At 58.2% G+C, this 404-nt stretch carries 1 protein-coding gene; it reads right to left on the bottom strand.

Annotated features, from left to right (window positions below; genetic code table 11):
* Positions 1-7: 7 nt before the first annotated feature.
* The coding region (locus SB753_RS35075) for a 16S rRNA (guanine(527)-N(7))-methyltransferase RsmG (RefSeq protein WP_410804648.1) at positions 8-404 on the bottom strand (397 nt) is incomplete at its 5' end.

Genomic DNA, 404 nt, shown 5'->3' with positions numbered 1-404 from the left:
CTGGAATTCAGCCTACCGTGACTTCGATCAGATGCCGCTCGGCATCCAGCGCATGCACTTTGAGACGAATGACTTGCTTCACGTGGGCGCCTTCAGGCAGGCGCTCGATTTCCCCATCCGGTCGAACGCCCTTCATTGCCCAGATCGCGCCATCGTCCGCAACGAGGTGACGGGCCAGTGTAACGAAATCCGCCAGCTCTGCGAATGCGCGCGAGACAATTACATCGAACTTTCCTGGAACCTCGGCCCTTGGCCGCAGATTTTCGACGCGCCCCGTCACAACCGACAGATTTCCCAAGCCCAGTTCCGCCTTAGCTTGTGACTGGAACGCGGACTTTTTCTGAACGATGTCGTTGACGGTGATCGACCATTCGGGAAACACGATCGCCAGAACGATGCCCGGC

Origin of the sequence: Paraburkholderia sp. SIMBA_053 (genome assembly GCF_046534895.1) — a bacterium.
Classification (GTDB): Bacteria; Pseudomonadota; Gammaproteobacteria; order Burkholderiales; family Burkholderiaceae; genus Paraburkholderia; species Paraburkholderia caledonica.
The sequence above is the reverse complement of the archived record's forward strand: the minus strand, read 5'-3'. Positions and strand labels throughout refer to the sequence as shown.